19 protein-coding genes are annotated in these 15,448 nt (G+C 66.7%); 15 read left to right on the top strand and 4 right to left on the bottom strand.

The genetic code is table 11. The annotated features are described in order from the left end of the window. Positions 1 to 265: 265 nt before the first annotated feature. The 11 genes from FHR21_RS00580 to FHR21_RS00530 all read left to right on the top strand — a co-directional run bounded on the left by FHR21_RS00580 (position 266) and on the right by FHR21_RS00530 (position 8,084). Positions 266 to 1,075: a pyruvate, water dikinase regulatory protein gene (locus tag FHR21_RS00580; RefSeq protein ID WP_184094261.1), complete on the top strand. Its 810-nt coding sequence runs from the start codon at positions 266 to 268 to the stop codon at positions 1,073 to 1,075. After that, positions 1,072 to 1,671 carry a Maf family protein gene (locus tag FHR21_RS00575; RefSeq protein ID WP_184094259.1) on the top strand — a complete coding sequence of 200 codons (600 nt, stop codon included), beginning with the start codon at positions 1,072 to 1,074 and terminating at the stop codon, positions 1,669 to 1,671. The genes FHR21_RS00580 and FHR21_RS00575 overlap by 4 nt, the downstream gene beginning before the upstream one ends. Then, entirely contained in the window at positions 1,668 to 2,498 is an 831-nt protein-coding gene (locus FHR21_RS00570) for a shikimate dehydrogenase family protein (RefSeq protein WP_184094257.1), read from the top strand. The genes FHR21_RS00575 and FHR21_RS00570 overlap by 4 nt, the downstream gene beginning before the upstream one ends. Beyond that, positions 2,495 to 3,118 (top strand): dephospho-CoA kinase, encoded by a 624-nt coding sequence (gene coaE / locus FHR21_RS00565; RefSeq protein WP_184094255.1) that lies wholly within the window; start codon positions 2,495 to 2,497, stop codon positions 3,116 to 3,118. Before FHR21_RS00570 ends, coaE begins: the two co-directional genes overlap by 4 nt. A gap of 20 nt (positions 3,119 to 3,138) precedes the next feature. Further along, on the top strand, positions 3,139 to 3,840 hold the full coding sequence (gene dnaQ, locus FHR21_RS00560; RefSeq protein ID WP_184094253.1) for a DNA polymerase III subunit epsilon: 702 nt from the start codon (positions 3,139 to 3,141) through the stop codon (positions 3,838 to 3,840). Positions 3,841 to 3,887: 47 nt separating this feature from the next. Continuing rightward, positions 3,888 to 4,460: a ribosome hibernation-promoting factor, HPF/YfiA family gene (gene hpf, locus FHR21_RS00555; protein WP_184094251.1), complete on the top strand. Its 573-nt coding sequence runs from the start codon at positions 3,888 to 3,890 to the stop codon at positions 4,458 to 4,460. Positions 4,461 to 4,615: 155 nt separating this feature from the next. Then, positions 4,616 to 5,080, top strand: coding sequence for a PTS sugar transporter subunit IIA (locus tag FHR21_RS00550; protein WP_184094249.1), 465 nt, complete (start codon positions 4,616 to 4,618; stop codon positions 5,078 to 5,080). Between the two features lie 6 nt (positions 5,081 to 5,086). Next, a complete protein-coding gene (locus tag FHR21_RS00545) occupies positions 5,087 to 5,425 on the top strand; it encodes a DUF1491 family protein (protein ID WP_184094247.1) in 339 nt (112 codons plus the stop codon). A 192-nt stretch (positions 5,426 to 5,617) separates the two neighbouring features. Further along, a complete protein-coding gene (locus FHR21_RS00540; protein ID WP_184094245.1) occupies positions 5,618 to 6,277 on the top strand; it encodes a cell wall hydrolase in 660 nt (219 codons plus the stop codon). 71 nt (positions 6,278 to 6,348) lie between these two features. After that, the gene (locus FHR21_RS00535) at positions 6,349 to 6,978 is read left to right on the top strand and encodes a DUF4136 domain-containing protein (RefSeq protein WP_246426984.1); all 630 of its coding nucleotides are present in this window, start codon (positions 6,349 to 6,351) and stop codon (positions 6,976 to 6,978) included. Continuing rightward, positions 6,975 to 8,084 carry a M14 family metallopeptidase gene (locus FHR21_RS00530; RefSeq protein ID WP_184094242.1) on the top strand — a complete coding sequence of 370 codons (1,110 nt, stop codon included), beginning with the start codon at positions 6,975 to 6,977 and terminating at the stop codon, positions 8,082 to 8,084. The genes FHR21_RS00535 and FHR21_RS00530 overlap by 4 nt, the downstream gene beginning before the upstream one ends. A 283-nt stretch (positions 8,085 to 8,367) precedes the next feature. On the opposite strand, the gene FHR21_RS00525 is transcribed toward FHR21_RS00530, so the two are convergent. After that, positions 8,368 to 8,823 (bottom strand): Hsp20 family protein, encoded by a 456-nt coding sequence (locus tag FHR21_RS00525; protein WP_184094240.1) that lies wholly within the window; start codon positions 8,821 to 8,823, stop codon positions 8,368 to 8,370. A 196-nt stretch (positions 8,824 to 9,019) separates the two neighbouring features. Between FHR21_RS00525 and gpmA the strand changes: the two genes are divergently transcribed. Then, complete coding sequence (gene gpmA / locus FHR21_RS00520) at positions 9,020 to 9,706, top strand: 2,3-diphosphoglycerate-dependent phosphoglycerate mutase (protein ID WP_184094238.1); 687 nt, start codon at positions 9,020 to 9,022, stop codon at positions 9,704 to 9,706. Positions 9,707 to 9,822: 116 nt separating this feature from the next. Here gpmA and dapD read toward each other — a convergent pair whose 3' ends face one another. From dapD to FHR21_RS00505, 3 genes are read right to left on the bottom strand one after another with little or no spacing between them, the layout of a single operon-like run. After that, positions 9,823 to 10,665, bottom strand: coding sequence for a 2,3,4,5-tetrahydropyridine-2,6-dicarboxylate N-succinyltransferase (gene dapD, locus FHR21_RS00515; RefSeq protein ID WP_184094236.1), 843 nt, complete (start codon positions 10,663 to 10,665; stop codon positions 9,823 to 9,825). Then, positions 10,662 to 11,339, bottom strand: coding sequence for a pyrimidine 5'-nucleotidase (locus FHR21_RS00510; protein ID WP_184094234.1), 678 nt, complete (start codon positions 11,337 to 11,339; stop codon positions 10,662 to 10,664). The genes dapD and FHR21_RS00510 overlap by 4 nt, the downstream gene beginning before the upstream one ends. A gap of 44 nt (positions 11,340 to 11,383) precedes the next feature. Then, positions 11,384 to 11,884 (bottom strand): DNA-deoxyinosine glycosylase, encoded by a 501-nt coding sequence (locus FHR21_RS00505; protein WP_184094232.1) that lies wholly within the window; start codon positions 11,882 to 11,884, stop codon positions 11,384 to 11,386. A gap of 305 nt (positions 11,885 to 12,189) precedes the next feature. On the opposite strand from FHR21_RS00505, the gene rpsL reads away from it, so the two are divergent. The 3 genes from rpsL to fusA all read left to right on the top strand — a co-directional run bounded on the left by rpsL (position 12,190) and on the right by fusA (position 15,350). Further along, positions 12,190 to 12,561, top strand: a complete 372-nt coding sequence (gene rpsL, locus FHR21_RS00500; RefSeq protein ID WP_105999100.1) for a 30S ribosomal protein S12 — start codon at positions 12,190 to 12,192, stop codon at positions 12,559 to 12,561. A gap of 128 nt (positions 12,562 to 12,689) precedes the next feature. Further along, on the top strand, positions 12,690 to 13,160 hold the full coding sequence (rpsG, locus tag FHR21_RS00495) for a 30S ribosomal protein S7 (protein ID WP_184094230.1): 471 nt from the start codon (positions 12,690 to 12,692) through the stop codon (positions 13,158 to 13,160). 96 nt (positions 13,161 to 13,256) lie between these two features. Further along, positions 13,257 to 15,350 carry an elongation factor G gene (gene fusA / locus FHR21_RS00490; protein WP_184094228.1) on the top strand — a complete coding sequence of 698 codons (2,094 nt, stop codon included), beginning with the start codon at positions 13,257 to 13,259 and terminating at the stop codon, positions 15,348 to 15,350. The last annotated feature ends 98 nt before the right edge of the window (positions 15,351 to 15,448 follow it).

Genomic DNA, 15,448 nt, shown 5'->3' with positions numbered 1-15,448 from the left:
CTTAGCCCAGCCGCGCCGCTTTTGCCAACAGCTTGACTCGTGCGGGCGGACGATCGGGGCCGGAGTCGCGGGCCCCTGTCCCCCTTCTTCACAGCCTGTGGATAAATTCGGATCGCCGGGGATAAGGGGTGGAACGGAATCGGCAGCGCCGGGGATGGAATTTGGCTGCCGCGTTTGTCCAACCCCTTATGCCGAATCTTATCCACAGGGGCGGCTGGCGCGTCTCCGCTTGCCTTTTTCCGCGCGCCGACGCCATGGTGCCGCGATGAGCCGCCTCCACCTCCACCTCATATCCGATTCCACCGGCGAGACGCTCGAGAATATCGCCAAGGCGGCGATCGCCCAGTTCGACGATGTCGAGGTGGTGCGGCATTTCTGGCCGATGGTTCGTTCGGAATCGCATCTCGACCGCATCATGGCTGAGGTGGAAGCGAGCCCCGGCATGATCCTCTTCACCCTCGTCAGCGGCGAACTGCGCGCCAGCCTCGAACGCCGCGCGAGCGCGCAGGGCCTCCCGACGGTGCCGGCGCTCGACGCGGTGACCGATGCGCTGTCGCGGATACTCGGGCAGGAAGCAAAGGCGCGTCCCGGTCGCCAGCATGTGCTCGACGCCGCCTATTTCCGGCGCGTCGACGCGATCCAGTTCACCGTCGCCCACGACGACGGCATCGGCGCCGAGAATTGGGAAGAGGCCGACATCGTCCTCGCCGGCGTGTCGCGCACCTCGAAGACGCCGACGAGCATCTATCTCGCCAACCGCGGCTACAAGACCGCGAACATCCCGATCGTCCCCGAATCGCCGCCGCCCGAACGGCTCTATGACCTCAAGCGCCCGCTCGTCGTTGGGCTGACCACCGGGCTCGACCGGCTCGTGCAGGTGCGGCGCAACCGCCTGCTCTCGCTCAACCAGGCGCCCGAAACCGCCTATGTCGACGAGGACCGGGTCAAGGCCGAGATCGCCTTTGCGCGGCGGATGTTCGCCGACAATGGCTGGCCGGTGATCGACGTGACCCGCCGCTCGATCGAGGAAACCGCGGCGGCGGTCATCAAGCTGGTCGAGGACCGCGCCGGATGACCGCGCTTGTCCTCGCCTCGCAGAGCAGCGGACGCGCGGCGATGCTGCGCGCCGCCGGGCTTGCTTTCGAAACGACGCCCGCGCATGTTGACGAGGAGGCGCTGGCCGCCTCGCTGCTCGCTACCGGACAGACACCGCGCAACATCGCCGATGCCCTCGCCGAGGCAAAGGCGATCAAGGTCTCATCACGACTTCCCGGCATCACCGTGCTCGGCGCCGATTCGACGCTCGCGCTCGCCGATGGGACGATGCTCAGCAAGCCCGAAAGCCCCGAGGAAGCCGCCGATCATCTGCGGCGCATGGCGGGGACGCGTCACCGGCTGTTCAGCGCCGCGGTCGCCGCGCAGGGCGGGGTGCCGGTGTGGCGCGCGATCGGCGAGGCAAAGCTGTGGATGCGTCCCTTGTCGGACGCCTTCATCGCCGACTATGTGGCGCGCGAATGGGACAGCATCCGCTGGACCGTCGGCTGTTACGAGATCGAAGGAGCGGGCGTGACATTGTTCGATCGGGTCGAGGGCGACCCCTGGACCATCATCGGCATGCCGATGCTCCCGCTGCTCGCCTGGCTGCGCGCGACCGGGCTGGCGCCGTCATGAGCGACGACCTGCCCGCCGCCCTCCCCTATGCCGAAGTGATCGGCGATCCGATCGCGCAGTCGAAATCGCCGCTGATCCATGACTTCTGGCTCGACGCGCTCGGCCTGGTCGGCCGCTACGCCCGCGCGCATGTGAAACCCGAAGGCCTCGCCGCTTACATCGCCGAACGCCGCGCCGATCCCGACTGGCGCGGCTGCAACATCACCATGCCGCACAAGCAGGCGATCATGGATCTGGTCGACGATCCGGGCGACATCCGCGGCACGATCGGCGCGATGAACACGGTGGTGCGTCAGCCTGATGGAGCGCTGATCGGTACCAACACGGATGCCGCGGGCTTCTACGCGCCGCTCGCCGAACTCGATCTCGCGGGCGCGCCGGTGATCGTGGTCGGCGCTGGCGGCGCGGCGCGTGCTGTCCTTTTTGCGCTCGCGCGCGCTGGCGTCGGGTTCGTCACGATGATTGGCCGCAGTCCCTTGAAGGCGATGGGACTGCTCGCGACCTTCGGTCTCAAGGGCGGGACCGCTGCGCTCGACGCACCGCTGCCGCCCGCGGCGCTGCTCGTCAATGCCAGCAGCCTCGGTATGACCGGCCAGCCGCCGCTCGACCTCGACCTGTCGTCGCTTCCTGGGGAGGCGATCGTCTACGATCTCGTCTATTCGCCGCTGCGCACCGGGCTGCTCGGGGCGGCTGAGGCGCGCGGGCTCGACACGGTCGACGGGCTCGACATGCTGATCGGCCAGGCGGCGCTCGCCTTCGAACTCTTCTTCGGCGCTGCGCCGCCCGAGGGACGCGACGAGGAATTGCGCGCGCTGCTGACCGCATGACCCCTTATAAGCGCCCCGCCTCGCGGCTGCGCCGCCCCTTCATCCTCGGGCTCACCGGTTCGATCGGCATGGGCAAGTCGACCGCGGCCGCGATGTTCGAGCGCGAGGGCGTACCGGTGTTCGACGCCGATGCCGAGGTGCACCGGCTGCAGGGGCCGGGCGGCGCGCTGGTCGCGGCGATCGAGGCGCGCTTTCCCGGTACCACCGGCCCGGGCGGCGTCGACCGGCAAAAGCTCGGTGCGCGTGTGCTCGGCCACCCGCACGAGCTGGCGGCGCTCGAGGCGATCGTCCATCCCGCGGTCGGCCGCGCGCAGAAGCGTTTCCTCGCGCGGCACCGCGCCCGCGCCGTCGTCGTCCTCGACATTCCGCTGCTCTTTGAAAAGGGCGGCGCGCGGCGGGTCGGCGCGGTCGCGGTCGTCTCCGCGCCGCTCTGGGTCCAGCGCAAGCGCGTCATGCGCCGCCCCGGCATGACCGCCGCCAAGTTCAGGGCGATCCGCGCCTTGCAGACCCCCGACCGGGTCAAGCGCGCGCGCGCCGATTTCGTGATCGAAACCGGCCGCCCGAAAAGCGAGACGCATCGCCAGATTCGCGCCATCGCCTCTTGTTTCCGCGCGCGATAAGGTCCAGATTGGATCGTCAGATGCGAGAGATAATCTTCGACACCGAAACGACGGGACTCGATCCCAGGTCTGGGCACCGACTGGTCGAAATCGGATGCGTCGAGCTGGTCGACCGGCGCGAATCTGGCCGGACCTTCCACGCCTATTTCCATCCCGAACGCGACATGCCGGCAGAGGCCGAGGCGGTGCATGGCCTGTCGGTCCAGTTCCTGTCAGACAAGCCGCTGTTCGCAAGCCGTGTCGACGAGCTGCTCGAGTTTCTCGGCGACGCGCCGATGGTCGCGCACAACGCCGCCTTCGACTTCGGCTTCATCAATGCCGAGCTGGCGCGCGTCGGCCGGCCGGCGCTCGACATGGCGCGCATGTGCTGCACCGTGCAGATGGCGCGCAAGCTTCATCCCGGCGCCAAGCACAGTCTCGACGCGCTCTGCACCCGCTATGGCATCGACCGCAGCCACCGCATCAAGCATGGCGCGCTGCTCGACGCCGAACTGCTCGCGCACCTCTATATCGAAATGACCGGCGGACGGCAGATCGGGCTGGGACTTGCCGCCGCGTCCGCCGTCACCGCGGCGCCGGGCGTCGCTTCGCCGCCGCGCCCGGCCGCCCCGGCGCGTCCGTTCCGCGAGCCGCGGCCCCATGCCGCAACTCCCGCCGAGCTTGCGCGTCATGCCGAATTCGTTGCCGCACTCACCCAACCGCTGTGGCACGATAGCCCGTGACGGCAGCCTGAGGCCGCCGCTCACGAGACCCTGGAAGGAGAAGACAAATGGAAATCCGCGTCTCTGGCCACCAGATCGAAACCGGCGAAGCGCTTCAGGCGCATGTGTCGGACCGGATGAACGCGATTGCCGACAAATATTTCTCGCGCGCGATCGGCGCGCACGCGGTCTTCGGAAAGGGACCGCACGATAGCTTCCAGTGCGATATCGTCGCGCATGTGATGCAAGGGCTCGTGCTCAAGGGCCATGGCCAGGCGCAGGATGCGCACGTCGCCTTCGAGGCGGCCGCCGAGCGCATCGACAAACAGCTTCGACGCTATATGCGGCGCCTGAAGGACAAGAGCAGCCCGAGTCAACCGTCGGCGACGCTGGACGAGATTCAGGCCAATGCGAGCTATATCGTCTTCGACGCGGGCAATGAGGAGGAGGAAGCGGGCGACGCGCCGGCAATCGTCGCCGAAACGCGGGTCGACGTCCCGACTACCAGCGTGTCCGACGCGGTGATGATGCTCGACCTGCGCGACACCAACGCGCTGCTCTTCGTCAACAGCAGGACCGGCGCACATAATATGGTCTATCGTCGCCATGACGGCACCATCGGTTGGGTCGAGCCGCAATAGGGGCTGGATTTTCTCCGCCATCCGGCCTAAGGGCCGCGCCCATCAATGCCCCGAGCCGGGATGGCGGGGAAGCAGCAGAACCGATCCGCGACCGACCGCGAAAAGCCTTTGGCCCTGCGCGGCGGGCCCGGCGTTTTACAGATTTGACCAGACCGATGAACCTATCCTCTCTTCTCTACCCCGCGACTGTGCGTGCGCACGTTCCGATCGATTCGAAGAAGGCGCTCTTTCCTTATGTCGGCGACCTGGCGGCGCGCTCGCTCGGTCTCGATTCGGGCGAGGTGGCCGAAGCACTGCTCGAACGCGAACGGCTCGGCTCGACGGGATTCGGGCGCGGCATCGCCCTGCCCCATGCCAAGCTTTCCGACCTTGCCGGGGTGCGAGGCCTGTTCCTCCAACTCGCGCGGCCGATCGATTTCCAGGCGGTCGACGGGCTCCCGGTCGACCTGCTGTTCGTCCTCCTCTCGCCGCTCGACGCGGGCGCCGACCATCTGAAGGCGCTCGCCGGCGTATCGCGGATGCTGCGCAACGAGGCGGTGGCCGAGCGGCTGCGCGGCGCGAAGAACGACGAGGCGCTCTATGCGCTGCTCGCCGACACCGAAACGCGTGACGCCGCGTAGGATTCCATGACACGGCTCCAGGGCCGTTTCCTCGTCGACCTGTTGATTCGCCGCGCCGAAGCCGCAGGCGGCTTTGCGGCTATTCTCGCCTCGGGCGATGCCGACGCGGGCGCCATCCTCGTTCAGTGCAGCGATCGGGGCGCGTCCGGCCCGCTGCTCGAGCGGCGATTCGCGCTGACCGGCGGCTATTTGTGGGAAGCGGTCGGCCCCGATGAATCGGCCGATGCCGCGACCCGCGCCGCCTATGTCGAACGGCGCCGAATCGCCGATCCCGACCTGTGGATCGTTGAACTGGATATCGCGAACGCGCCACAACTCGTCGCCGAATGGGGATTGCTTGCTTGACATTGTTGCGGCGCACAATAGGTCGCGCGCCAGCAATCAACGCGTAGGTCGTTCCGCGGATTCTTGCCGGTTTTCCGGCGATCCGGGCAAACGGTTCGGACACGCAGTCGGATGATGACCGCAGGCGGCATACAGCATAGCCCCCGTCTGTTCTGAAGTTCCGGTTCATCAGCCGCCCTTTTGACGGATCATATGAGTCGTATCTTGAACGCCGCCAGCGTGGCTGCCGTGGGCCTGACCGTTGCCGCGACGCTGCTGCTGGCCGAACCTGGTTTCGCAACCGATCTTGGCGCCGACGCCAACACCCCCGTGATCCAGCTTCCCGGCGCCGAAACGCCGATGAAGGCGGAAACGGCGGATCTCTCGACCGACGCTCCGGTCGCCCCCCCCACTCCCGACAGCATCGACCAGACCGAGCCCGAAGCGCCGGAACCGGCGCCCGTGACGCTCGCCGCGCTCGTCGATGCGACGCCGATGCCGGCGACGATCGATCCCGAGCTGCGCTGCCTTGCCGGCGCGGTCTATTTCGAATCGCGCGGCGAATCGCTCGCCGGCCAGCTCGCGGTCGCGCATGTCATCATCAACCGCGCCGAATCGGGCCGCTTCCCCAGCAGCTATTGCGGCGTCGTCCATCAGCGCAGCCAGTTCAGCTTCGTGCGCGGCGGCAAGATGCCCAGCATCCGCGAATCGAGCCGCCAATGGGCGCGCGCCGTCGCGGTCGCGCAGATCGCTCGTGACGACATGTGGAAGACCAAGGCGCCCGGCGCGCTCTTCTTCCACGCGCGCTACGTCCGGCCCGGCTGGCACAGGACGCGGGTCGCGGCGATCGACAACCATATCTTCTATCGCTGATCGGCGCGGCGGGCCCGTCCCGCGGCCCGTTCATTGCCAAGCCAGCTTCGCGGGCGCATCATGCGCGCATGATGCGTCATCGTTCCGCCGCCCTGCTCGGCCTCGCTGCGCTCGCCCTTTCGGCGTGCGCCACTCCCGTGCCCCCGGTGGAGGTGACCCGCTTCCACAGCGCTGCCGTCGCCGGCTGGGCGCCCGGCACGCGCTATGTCGTCGATCCGCGGCCGCTCGCCGATCCGGCGGGCGCGGCAAGCGGAATTCAGCCGTCGCTCGAATGGGACAGCTATCGCACTGCGGTCGAACGGCAGTTGCAGCTTCAGGGCCTCGTTGCCGCCGAGGGCACGGCGACCAGCACCGCGCCGCTCAGGGTGCGGATCGGCTTCGAGCGCGCCGAACGGCTCGGCCCGGGCAAGCGCTCGCCGGTCTCGGTCGGCGTCGGCGGCTCGACCGGCAGCTATGGCTCGGGGGTCGGCCTCGGGCTCGGCATCAACCTCGGCGGCGGGCCGCGGCAGATGCAGGATCTTCGGCTCGGCGTGCGCATCGACGATGCCGCGACCGGCCAGGCGCTGTGGGAAGGCCGCGCGATCGCGGCGGTGCCGGTGAAGGCGCCTGCGTCGCAGCCCTCGCTCGCCGCGGCGAAATTGTCCGAAGCCCTATTCAGGGACTTTCCCGGCGAATCGGGACGCACTATCAGCGTCCCATGACCATCAGCATCAACGCCGCCTTCGACAGCGGCAATATCGTCGTGGAGTCGCTCGCCGGCACCACTGCCCGCCTCTCGATCCGCAAGGACCGCGAATCGGATTTCTATCAATGGTTCCACTTCCGCGTCGCCTGTACCGCCGGCGACGCGCTCGAACTCGCGATCGCGGGTCTGGGGGATTCGGCCTATCCCGACGGCTGGCCCGGCTATGCCGCCGCCGCAAGCTACGACCGCGACCATTGGTTCCGGCTCGACACCAGCTATGAGGCGGGCACGCTGACTATCCGCCACACCGCCGAAGGGTCGCTGCTCTGGATCGCCTATTTCGCGCCCTATTCGATGGAGCGGCACCACGACCTGATCGCCTCGGTCGCCGAATGCGACGGCGTGTCCCACCGCTGCCTCGGCACCAGCCTAGAAGGCCAGCCGATCGACTGCATCGAAATGGGGACGGGCGACACGCAGGTCTGGCTCTATGCGCGCCAGCATCCGGGCGAATCGATGGCCGAATGGTGGATGGAGGGCGCGCTCGAGAAGCTGACCGATCCCGCCGATCCCCATGCGCGCTCGCTGCGGCAGAAATGCCGCTTCCATATCGTCCCCAACATGAATCCCGACGGCTCGCGGCGCGGCCATCTGCGCACCAACTATGCCGGCGTGAATCTCAACCGCGAATGGAACGATCCGACGCCCGAACGCAGTCCCGAGGTGCTGTGCGTGCGGAATGCGATGGACGAAAGCGGCGTCGACTGGGCGATGGACGTCCACGGCGACGAGGCGATCCCCGCGGTCTTCCTCGCCGGTTTCGAGGGCATCCCCTCGCTGAAGGCCGGGCAGACGGAGAAGTTCCTCGCTTTCCAGACCGCGCTCGCCGCGAACACCCCCGATTTCCAGACCGAACTCGGCTACGAATCCTCGGCACCGGGCCAGGCGAACATGACGATGTCGACGACCCAGCTCGCCGAACGCTTCGGCGCGGTGTCGATGACGCTCGAAATGCCGTTCAAGGACAATCGCGACCTGTCCGACCCGGTGCAGGGCTGGTCGCCAGAGCGCTCGAAGCTGCTCGCCCACGCCTGCCTGGCGACGCTCGACCAGATGTTGTGAGCGCCGGATCGGCGCGGCTTTTGGCGCGGCGGTTTTGAAGAGGTTTCACGCGAAGACGCGAAGAAGAGGCTTCGGGCCGATAGGCCCGATTTTCTTCACGACGGCTCGAATCGCGGCGCCGAAAAGGCAAGCTGCTTCGCGGGAAGCGCGTCCTCTTCGCGTCTTCGCGTGAACCAAAATCGCGCGTCCTTTCGCCAATCGTCGCCTTCTCGAAAGCATCCTGCAAAAACGGGGCCCGGAAGAAACCGGACCCCGTTCGTCAGGCTGCCCAAAGAGAGGGGAGTCAGGCGGCCTTCTTGCTGTCTTCGATCGCCGGCATGTCGCCGCCGATCGCGATCTTGTGCGGCTTCATCGCCTCGGGCACTTCGCGCACCAGGTCGATGGTCAGCAGGCCGTCGCCCAGGTCGGCGCGGTCGACGCGCACGAAATCGGCGAGCTGGAAGCGGCGCTCGAAGGCGCGTGTCGCAATGCCGCTATAGAGCAGCTTGCGTTCCTCGCCTTCCTTCGCCGGCGCCTTGCGGCCGCTGACGGTCAGCATATTCTGCTGCGCGGTGATGTCGATCTCGTCAGTCTTGAAGCCCGCGACCGCCACCGTGATGCGGAAATGGTCGTCGGCGATCTTCTCGATGTCGAAGGGCGGATAATTGTCCGCCGAACCGCTCGTCTCGAAGAAATCGAACAGGCGGTCGAAACCGACGGTCGAGCGGCGATAGGGGGTCCAGTCGAAACTGTTACGCATGGGTCATTCCTTCCTTCGTAAAGCGAAGTCATGGGGCGTCGACATGGCGTCGGCGCCTCCGTCCGGCCCCGTTGCGGCGGCCGGATGCTGCGAATCTGGGTGCGGCCCCGGGCATTTCAAGGGGGCGGTGGCCCTTCCCCGAAAGCCGCGCTAAGGGGGCGGCGAATCACCGCCCCCACGCAGGAAGGATCTCCCGATGCCGCAGCTCATCCTCATCCGTCATGGCCAGTCGCAGTGGAATCTCGAGAACCGTTTCACCGGCTGGTGGGACGTCGATGTCACCGAAAAGGGCGCGGCGGAGGCCTGGGCGGCGGGCGAGCTGATGAAGGCAAAGGGCATTGCGCCCGACACCAGCTTCACCTCGGTGCAGACGCGCGCGATCAAGACGCTGAACCTCGCGCTCGAGGCGATGGGGCGGCTGTGGCTGCCGGTGACCAAGGACTGGCACCTCAACGAGCGGCATTACGGCGGCCTCACCGGGCTCGACAAGGCCGAGACCGCGGCGAAGCACGGCGACGAACAGGTGAAGATCTGGCGCCGCAGCTTCGACACCCCGCCGCCGCCGCTCGAAGCGGGATCGCCTTACGATCTGTCGAACGACCCGCGCTACGCCGGTATCGCGATCCCCGATACCGAGAGCCTCAAGGATACGATCGCGCGCGTCCTGCCCTATTATGAACGCGCGATCGCGCCCGAACTCGCGGCCAGCAAGACGGTGCTGATCTCGGCGCACGGCAACAGCCTGCGCGCGCTGGTCAAGCATCTTTCGGGCATTTCGGACGCCGACATCACCGGGCTGGAAATTCCGACGGGGCAGCCGATCGTCTATGATCTGAACGACGACCTGACGGCGCGCGAGCGCTATTATCTCAGCGAGCGGTGAGTTCTTTCGTCATTGCGAGGAGCGTAGCGACGAAGCAATCTCCAGCTATCGGATCGTCACCCCGATAGCTGGAGATTGCTTCGCTTGGCTCGCAATGACGCCATTCTGGTTCGAGCTTAGTCGCGCAGCAACTCGTTGATGGCGGTCTTGGCGCGCGTCTGTGCATCGACGCGCTTGACGATCACCGCGCAATAGAGCGACGGCCCAGGCGTCCCGTCGGGCAGCGGCTTGCCGGGGAGCGATCCCGGAACAACCACGGCATAGGCCGGCACTTCCCCGACGAAGACCTCGCCGGTCGCGCGGTCGACGATCTTGGTCGAGGCGCCCAGATAGACGCCCATCGACAGCACCGCGCCCTCGCGCACGATCACACCCTCGGCGACCTCGGCACGCGCGCCGATGAAGGCGCCGTCCTCGATGACCACCGGCCCGGCCTGCAACGGTTCTAGCACGCCGCCGATCCCCGCGCCGCCCGACAGGTGGACGTTCGCGCCGATCTGCGCACAGCTTCCCACCGTCGCCCAGGTGTCGACCATCGCCCCCTCGCCGACGCGCGCGCCGATGTTGACGAAGCTCGGCATCAACACCGCGCCCTTGCCGATATGCGCGCCGCGGCGGACGATCGCGCCGGGCACCGCGCGGAATCCGGCGTCCCTGAAGCGGTTCTCGCCCCAGCCGGCGAATTTCGACGGCACCTTGTCCCACCAGGTCGCACCGCCGGGGCCGCCCTCGACGATCGCCATGTCGTTGAGGCGGAACGAGAGCAGCACCGCCTTCTTCAGCCACTGGTTGACCTGCCACGCGCCGCCCGCGTTGCGCTCCGCGACGCGCAGGCTGCCGTCGTCGAGTCCCGCGAGTGCCGCCGCGACCGCCTCGCGCACCGGTCCCTGCGTCGTCACGCCCAGCGTGTTGCGTGCGTCCCAGGCGGCTTCGATCGTCGTCTGCAGGTCACTCGTCATGAAAATCCCCAGGGTAAAGGCAAGCTGTCGAGCCAGTCGGCGATGTCGGTGACGTGAAAGTCGACATGCTCCGGCCGGTGGTCGCGATGGCCGCTTTCGCTGCCATTGTCCAGCCACACGGTGGTCATCCCCAGCGCCTTCGCAGGGGTCAGGTTGCGCGCCATGTCCTCGACGAACAGGCTCGTCGCCGGATCGACGCGCAGATGGCCGACCATCGTCGCATAGGCTGCGGCCTCGGGCTTGGGCGTATAGGCGGTGATGCGGATGTCGCAGATGCCGTCGAACAGGTCGGCGATCCCGCGCGCCTCGAGCACCCGCGCGGCATAATCGGCGTCGGCGTTGGTAAAGATCAGTCGCCGTCCGGGCAGCCGCGCGAGTCCGGCACGCAGCCGGGCGTCGGGTGCGATGCGGTCGAGCGCGATGGCGTGGACGTCGGCCAGGAAATCCTCCGGCGCGACGTCATGGTGGCGCATCAGCCCCGCCATCGTCGTGCCGTGATCGTGGAAATATTGCTTCTGCACCCGCCGCGCCTCGACGGCATCGACATCCAGCAGCCGCATGATAAAGGCGCCCATGCGGTCGTCGATCAGGTCGAACAGCTTCGCCGACGGCGGATAGAGCGTGTTGTCGAGATCGAAGATCCAGTTCTCGATATGGTCGATGCGCGGGGCCATGGCGCGGGGCTTAGGGATGTGCGGCGCCGGCGGCAAGCGTAGGCTCAGGGTGATAGTGCCTCGCGCAGCGTCAGCCACTGCGCCAGCTTCGCCTCGAAGCCGATGGTGTTCGCGGCGCTGCTCGACGGCAGGTCGGTCAACGCGATGCCGGGCGGGTCGCCGATCTGCCGCCGCCCGATCGCCGCGGCCTTGCCGCCGTTGAAGGCGATCATGCGAAGATCGGGCAATGTTGCGACCAGTTCGGAAAGATCGTGCGCCTCGGCCTCGCGAATATCGCTGTCGCTGCTGGTGCGTCGCGCGGCGCTGCGGATCACGTCCCACAGGCCGACCCGCGCCGCGGCGAGCGCGTCCAGCCGGTCCGCATAGTCGAGCGCGGCGAGCGGCCGGTCGATCGCCGCGCCGAGCAGGCGCCAGAATTGGTTGGTCGGATGCGCATAATAGCGCCGCTCGGCCAGCGACCGTGCGCCGGGCAGACTGCCGAGGACCAGCAGCCGTGCGTCGGACGGAACATGCGGGGCAAAGCTGGTGTGGCGGGCGGGCGGCATCGCTTCGGACTATCCAGCGGACGTCCGCGCCGCAAGCCGCTTGTCCCTTGACCGGCGAGGGAATCGCCGCTAGGGGCGCCCGGTTCGAAAGCGGCGGATGTCCGCGGCTTGCGAGTCACAACAGCGCTTGAACATTGCTGGCGCGGATGGAGCCTCCGGAAGATCATGACGATCCGCCGGGGTCTTTTGCTGTTACAAGGTTGGCCTTTTCAGGGAAAGGGCCGGAGCTTCATCCACCGCGGTAGAGTAACCGTTCGCTCCCCCCGGGATACGGAGGGATGCGGACACAAAAAGGTGAAGCATTCATGCCCACGATCAACCAGCTGGTCCGCAAGGGCCGGACGCCGCAAAAGGCGAACTCCAAGGTCCCGGCCATGGAAGCGAACCCGCAGAAGCGCGGCGTTTGCACCCGTGTCTATACGACGACCCCGAAAAAGCCGAACTCGGCGCTCCGCAAGGTTGCCAAGGTCCGCCTGACCAACCAGCGCGAAGTCATCACCTACATCCCCGGCGAAGGCCACAACCTCCAGGAACACAGCGTTGTGCTGATCCGCGGCGGCCGTGTACGCGACCTTCCCGGCGTGCGCTATCACGTCCTGCGCGGCGTGCTCGACACCCAGGGGGTGAAGGACCGCAAGCAGAGCCGTTCGAAGTACGGCGCGAAGCGTCCCAAGTGACGTTCACGGGGTGAACGTCATCCCGGAAAACCGCTTCAGGCGATTTATTCGGGATCCTTTCACTCCTTCGGCTATTTGATCGTCCCGCGAGCGCTTGGCGCCGGGATGCTGTTGCAAAGGAATTACCCATGGCTCGTCGTCGTCGTCCCGAACGCCGCGAAATCCTGCCCGATCCCCGTTTCGGGGATGTCGTGCTGTCCAAGTTCATGAACAGCGTCATGCTCGACGGCAAGAAGTCCGTCGCCGAAAGCATCGTCTATGGCGCTCTCGAAGCGGTCGAGGCCCGCGCCAAGAAGGAACCGATCGGCGTGTTCCACGAAGCGCTCGCCAACATCCGTCCGAACATCGAAGTGCGCAGCCGCCGCGTCGGCGGTGCGACCTATCAGGTTCCCGTCGAAGTCCGCCCCGACCGCGCGCAGGCGCTCGCGATCCGCTGGCTGATCAGCGCCGCGCGCAACCGCAGCGAGACGACGATGGCCGCGCGCCTGTCGGGCGAGCTGCTCGATGCGTCGAACAACCGCGGCAATGCGGTGAAGAAGCGCGAAGACACGCACCGCATGGCCGAAGCCAACCGCGCGTTCAGCCACTACCGCTGGTAAACGCCAGCGGGCCGGCCCGCCGTCTCGCAATTGTAACCATTCTTCCTATATCGGGGGCGGCCCCAAAGGCCTCCCCCAAAGCCCAAGGAAAAGATCATGGCACGCAGCCATCCGCTCGAACGCTATCGCAATTTCGGTATCATGGCGCACATCGACGCCGGCAAGACCACGACGACCGAGCGCATCCTCTATTATACCGGCAAGTCCTACAAGATCGGCGAAGTCCATGACGGCGCCGCGACGATGGACTGGATGGAACAGGAACAGGAACGCGGCATCACCATCACCTCCGCGGCGACCACCTGCCTGTGGAAGGCCGATGAGGGCAAGGGTCCCGAGCATCGCCTGAACATCATCGACACCCCCGGACACGTCGACTTCACCATCGAGGTCGAGCGCTCGCTGCGCGTCCTCGACGGCGCGGTCGCGGCGTTCGACGGCGTCGCCGGCGTCGAGCCGCAGTCGGAGACGGTGTGGCGTCAGGCCGAGAAATATGGCGTGCCGCGCATGTGCTACATCAACAAGCTCGACCGCACCGGTGCCAACTTCTATTATTGCGTGCAGACGATCATCGACCGTCTGGGCGCGGTCCCGGCTCCGCTCTATCTGCCGATCGGCGCGGAAAGCGACTTCGTCGGCCTCGTCGACCTCGTGGGCGAGCGCGCGATCATCTGGAAGGACGAGAGCCTGGGCGCCGAATTCTTCTATGAAGAGATTCCGGCCGACATGAAGGACAAGGCCGCCGAATATCGCGAAAAGCTGGTCGAGCTTGCCGTCGAGCAGGACGATGCGGCGATGGAAGCCTATCTCGAAGGCGAACTGCCCGACGTCGCGACGCTGAAGGCGCTGATCCGCAAGGGTACGCTGAACCAGTCGTTCGTGCCGGTGCTGTGCGGCTCGTCGTTCAAGAACAAGGGCGTGCAGGCGTTGCTCGACGCGGTCGTCGACTATCTGCCCAGCCCGCTCGACATTCCCGACGTCCAGGGCATCAACCCGGCGAACGACCAGCCCGACACGCGCGAGACGTCGGACTCGGCGCCGCTGTCGCTGCTCGCGTTCAAGATCATGAACGATCCGTTCGTCGGCTCGCTGACCTTCGCGCGCATCTATTCGGGCACGCTGACCAAGGGCACCTATCTGAACTCGGTCAAGGACAAGAAGGAAAAGATCGGCCGCATGCTCCTCATGCATGCCAACAGCCGCGAGGACATCGACGAAGCCTATGCGGGCGACATCGTCGCGCTCGCGGGCCTCAAGGAAACCACGACGGGCGACACGATCTGCGCCAACAACGCGCCGATCATCCTCGAACGCATGGAATTCCCGGAGCCGGTCATCGAACTGTCGGTCGAACCCAAGACCAAGGCCGACCAGGAGAAGATGGGCGTCGCGCTCAACCGTCTCGCGGCGGAAGATCCCTCGTTCCGCGTGACGACCGACCATGAATCGGGCCAGACGATCATCAAGGGCATGGGCGAGCTTCACCTCGACATCCTCGTCGATCGCATGAAGCGCGAGTTCAAGGTCGAGGCGAACGTGGGCGCGCCGCAGGTGGCGTATCGCGAATCGCTCGCGAAGCCGGTGGCGGTCGACTACACCCACAAGAAGCAGTCGGGCGGCTCGGGCCAGTTCGGCCGCGTCAAGGTCGAGGTCACGCCGGGCGAGCGCGGCAGCGGCATCACCTTCATCGACGAGATCAAGGGCGGCAACATTCCGCGCGAATATATCCCGGCGGTGGAAAAGGGCTTCCGCGAGTCGGCCGAAAATGGGCACATGATCGGCTTCCCGATCATCGACTTCGAGATCAAGCTGGTGGACGGCGCCTATCACGACGTCGACTCGTCGGCGCTGGCGTTCGAGATCGCGGGCCGTGCGGCGATGCGCGAGGTGGCGGCGAAGGCCGGCATCAAGCTGCTCGAGCCGGTGATGAAGGTCGAGGTCGTCACCCCGGAAGAATATATGGGCGACGTGATCGGCGACCTCAACAGCCGCCGCGGCCAGATCCAGGGCACCGACAGCCGGGGCAACGCCCAGGCGGTCGAGGCGATCGTGCCGCTCGCCAACATGTTCGGCTACGTCAACCAGTTGCGCAGCTTCACCCAGGGCCGCGCGCAGTACACGATGCAGTTCTCGCACTATGAAGAAGTACCGACGAACGTGGCCGAAGAGGTGAAGGCCAAGATGGCCTGACGCGCTTTGCCGCGCGGACTTGCGCCGCGCGGCAAGACCTACTAAGGGCGGCGCCTGATTCAGCGGGCCTCGTCCAGGACTGATCAACCCAACCAAAG

Source organism: Sphingopyxis panaciterrulae, assembly GCF_014199295.1.
Classification (GTDB): domain Bacteria; phylum Pseudomonadota; class Alphaproteobacteria; order Sphingomonadales; family Sphingomonadaceae; genus Sphingopyxis; species Sphingopyxis panaciterrulae.
Note: the sequence above shows the minus strand (reverse complement) of the source record. Positions and strands in the feature narration are given on the sequence as shown.

What these genes read in the sequence shown, in the direction of transcription:
- FHR21_RS00580 (WP_184094261.1), top strand. Translation starts at nt 266, where the DNA reads ATGAGCCGCCTCCACCTCCACCTCATATCCGATTCCACCGGCGAGACG.
- hpf (WP_184094251.1), top strand. Translation starts at nt 3,888, where the DNA reads ATGGAAATCCGCGTCTCTGGCCACCAGATCGAAACCGGCGAAGCGCTT.
- FHR21_RS00540 (WP_184094245.1), top strand. Translation starts at nt 5,618, where the DNA reads ATGAGTCGTATCTTGAACGCCGCCAGCGTGGCTGCCGTGGGCCTGACC.
- FHR21_RS00550 (WP_184094249.1), top strand. Translation starts at nt 4,616, where the DNA reads ATGAACCTATCCTCTCTTCTCTACCCCGCGACTGTGCGTGCGCACGTT.
- dnaQ (WP_184094253.1), top strand. Translation starts at nt 3,139, where the DNA reads ATGCGAGAGATAATCTTCGACACCGAAACGACGGGACTCGATCCCAGG.
- rpsL (WP_105999100.1), top strand. Translation starts at nt 12,190, where the DNA reads ATGCCCACGATCAACCAGCTGGTCCGCAAGGGCCGGACGCCGCAAAAG.
- FHR21_RS00530 (WP_184094242.1), top strand. Translation starts at nt 6,975, where the DNA reads ATGACCATCAGCATCAACGCCGCCTTCGACAGCGGCAATATCGTCGTG.
- fusA (WP_184094228.1), top strand. Translation starts at nt 13,257, where the DNA reads ATGGCACGCAGCCATCCGCTCGAACGCTATCGCAATTTCGGTATCATG.
- FHR21_RS00575 (WP_184094259.1), top strand. Translation starts at nt 1,072, where the DNA reads ATGACCGCGCTTGTCCTCGCCTCGCAGAGCAGCGGACGCGCGGCGATG.
- dapD (WP_184094236.1), bottom strand. Translation starts at nt 10,665, where the DNA reads ATGACGAGTGACCTGCAGACGACGATCGAAGCCGCCTGGGACGCACGC.
- FHR21_RS00510 (WP_184094234.1), bottom strand. Translation starts at nt 11,339, where the DNA reads ATGGCCCCGCGCATCGACCATATCGAGAACTGGATCTTCGATCTCGAC.
- FHR21_RS00505 (WP_184094232.1), bottom strand. Translation starts at nt 11,884, where the DNA reads ATGCCGCCCGCCCGCCACACCAGCTTTGCCCCGCATGTTCCGTCCGAC.
- FHR21_RS00525 (WP_184094240.1), bottom strand. Translation starts at nt 8,823, where the DNA reads ATGCGTAACAGTTTCGACTGGACCCCCTATCGCCGCTCGACCGTCGGT.
- coaE (WP_184094255.1), top strand. Translation starts at nt 2,495, where the DNA reads ATGACCCCTTATAAGCGCCCCGCCTCGCGGCTGCGCCGCCCCTTCATC.
- FHR21_RS00545 (WP_184094247.1), top strand. Translation starts at nt 5,087, where the DNA reads ATGACACGGCTCCAGGGCCGTTTCCTCGTCGACCTGTTGATTCGCCGC.
- gpmA (WP_184094238.1), top strand. Translation starts at nt 9,020, where the DNA reads ATGCCGCAGCTCATCCTCATCCGTCATGGCCAGTCGCAGTGGAATCTC.
- FHR21_RS00535 (WP_246426984.1), top strand. Translation starts at nt 6,349, where the DNA reads ATGCGTCATCGTTCCGCCGCCCTGCTCGGCCTCGCTGCGCTCGCCCTT.
- FHR21_RS00570 (WP_184094257.1), top strand. Translation starts at nt 1,668, where the DNA reads ATGAGCGACGACCTGCCCGCCGCCCTCCCCTATGCCGAAGTGATCGGC.
- rpsG (WP_184094230.1), top strand. Translation starts at nt 12,690, where the DNA reads ATGGCTCGTCGTCGTCGTCCCGAACGCCGCGAAATCCTGCCCGATCCC.